This window comes from Microbacterium sp. Bi128, from assembly GCF_918698205.1.
Window position 1 is genome coordinate 1 of sequence record NZ_CAKKMM010000892.1, and the last position, 2,110, is coordinate 2,110.

General features: G+C 71.6%; 3 protein-coding genes. All 3 read left to right on the plus strand.

Annotated elements, in window-relative coordinates; genetic code table 11:
* A partial coding sequence (locus LQV45_RS27695; protein WP_230010081.1) for a class I SAM-dependent methyltransferase occupies window positions 1-907 on the plus strand: 907 nt, incomplete at its 5' end.
* 5 nt (window positions 908-912) lie between these two features.
* Window positions 913-1,698 carry a glycosyltransferase family 2 protein gene (locus tag LQV45_RS27700; protein WP_230010083.1) on the plus strand — a complete coding sequence of 262 codons (786 nt, stop codon included), beginning with the start codon at window positions 913-915 and terminating at the stop codon, window positions 1,696-1,698.
* A gap of 42 nt (window positions 1,699-1,740) precedes the next feature.
* The gene (locus LQV45_RS27705; RefSeq protein ID WP_079552243.1) at window positions 1,741-1,959 is read left to right on the plus strand and encodes a three-helix bundle dimerization domain-containing protein; all 219 of its coding nucleotides are present in this window, start codon (window positions 1,741-1,743) and stop codon (window positions 1,957-1,959) included.
* The last annotated feature ends 151 nt before the right edge of the window (window positions 1,960-2,110 follow it).

Consider the following 2,110-nt stretch of genomic DNA (forward strand, 5'->3'; position numbering starts at 1 on the left):
CGACCCGGACGGCGGGGCATGGCGCGGCTGGTTCCGGCTGCCGCTGCGCCCGGCAGAGCTTGAGGCCAAGGCCGCCGCGATGGCGGCACATGTGTCCCAGGTGCGCCCGCTCTCCGGGCTGCCGGGCGACGAGGTGCTCCTGCCTCCGGCCTTCCTGACACACTTTGAGCGGACCTGGGAGACGTTTGCCTGGCACCCCGCGGTCGTCCCGGCGGATGGCCCGGGCGATGGACCGGGCGACGGCCCGGGCGATGGCGGGGCGGATGGAGGGTCCCGGCGGCCCTTCGCCGCGGGCGACGCGGAGCGCGTGTTCGATGCCGTCCACGCCCGGGAGGAGGACCCCTGGCAGTACACCTCGAGCTGGTACGAGCAGCGCAAACGCACCCTCACGCTCGCCGCGCTGCCCGGCAGCAGCTACACGTCCGGGTTGGAGATCGGCTGCTCCATCGGGACCCTGAGCGTGGAACTCGCGCCGCGGTGCGGAAGCTTCCTCGCCGTCGATGCCAGCGGCACCGCCCTGGACCGTGCCGCCAGGCGGCTCTCGCACCTGCCCGCGGCGACGACGCGACACCTGACCGTCCCGAACGAGTGGCCGGACGGATCGTTCGACCTGATCGTGGTTTCAGAGGTGGGCTACTACCTCTCGCCGGCAGAGCTCGCCGGACTGTTCGACCGGATTCAAGGCTCGCTCATGCCTGGCGGGACCCTCGCGCTGTGCCACTGGCGGCACCCCATTTCCGGCTGGGAACTCGACGGCGACGCGGTCCATGCCGCGGCCCGGCGGCACCTGGGCTGGGCCGGCGGCGGGACCTACCAGGAGCGCGACTTTGTGCTCGAGGTGTTCCTTGCCCCGGACGCTGTACCGGGTGCCGCGCCGGGCCTGGGCGGCCCGGAACGGATGCGGTGACCCCGATGACGGCGCTGCCGTTGCCGCGCGGGCACCGCATCGACCGGGTCGCCGTCGTCATGCCCGCAAACAACGAAGAAGACCACCTGGAACTGGCGTTGGAGGCCGTTCAGCGGTCCGCGGACGCACTGCGCAGGGTCCGGTCCGACGTCGAGACCCGGGTGACGGTGGTGCTAGACAGCTGCACGGACGGTTCCGCCGCCGTCATGGCCGGCTTCGCAGCCTCGGACCCGCGTTTCAGCGCATTGGAGGTCAGCTACCACAGCGCCGGCGCCAGCCGGGCCGCTGGCGTCCGGGCCTCCGGCATCGGCGTGACCCGGCGGCGGCCGCCCGGCCAGCGCTGGACGCCGCCGCCCTGGGCCGGCCGGACCTGGCTGGCCAACACCGACGCCGATTCCCGGGTGCCGGAGAACTGGCTGGTGCGCCAACTGGAGTTCGCCGAGGCCGGGGCCGACGCCGTGCTGGGTTCCGTGGAACCCGACCCCGCCGGGATGGACCCTGAGCTGCTCCGGCGCTGGCACGAACGCCACCCCTTCCGCGAGGACCACCCCCATATCTATGGCGCGAATTTCGGGGTCCGGGCTTCCGCCTATCTTGCCGCCGGAGGGTTCGCCCGGGTCACGTCCGAAGAAGACCGGACCCTGGTGCACAGCCTCCGCAGCCGCGCCTTTACGGTCACCGCGACGGACAGCATCAGGGTCATGACCTCCGGCCGGACCCATGCCCGGGCGCCCCACGGCTTTGGCACCTACCTGCGGAGCCTGGGCCACCTGCTGCCGCCTGCCAGCTGAAGATTCATTGACGCCGGGACCAGGCCGCTCCACACTGAAGAAGTGACGGACGATGCGAAAGAACCCAGCATTGATCAGGTTGTCGAGCGTCTGGCTGCCAGGTTTCCGCACGTACCGCGGAGGCACATCGCCGGGATCGTCGGCGAGGAATTCGATGCCCTGAACGCAGGCCGGATCCGGACCTACATACCCACACTGGTTGAGCGCGGCGCCCGCGTGCGGCTCAAGAGCGAGTTCGGGATCAGCGCCGCCGAAGACTAACGCACGTGACGCCGCCCCCTACCCCCGAGTTCGCCGGATCCGCGCCACACCGCCGGAAAGTTCCGGCGATCCCGCAGCTGTCCGGCGATTTCGACGGCGGCGGCCGGCGGTCTGCAGTGCCCGTGAGGGGCGGAGCGCGGGGGTGAATCCC

Coding starts and splice junctions, on each gene's coding strand:
- LQV45_RS27700 (WP_230010083.1), top strand. CDS start 913: ATGACGGCGCTGCCGTTGCCGCGCGGGCACCGCATCGACCGGGTCGCC.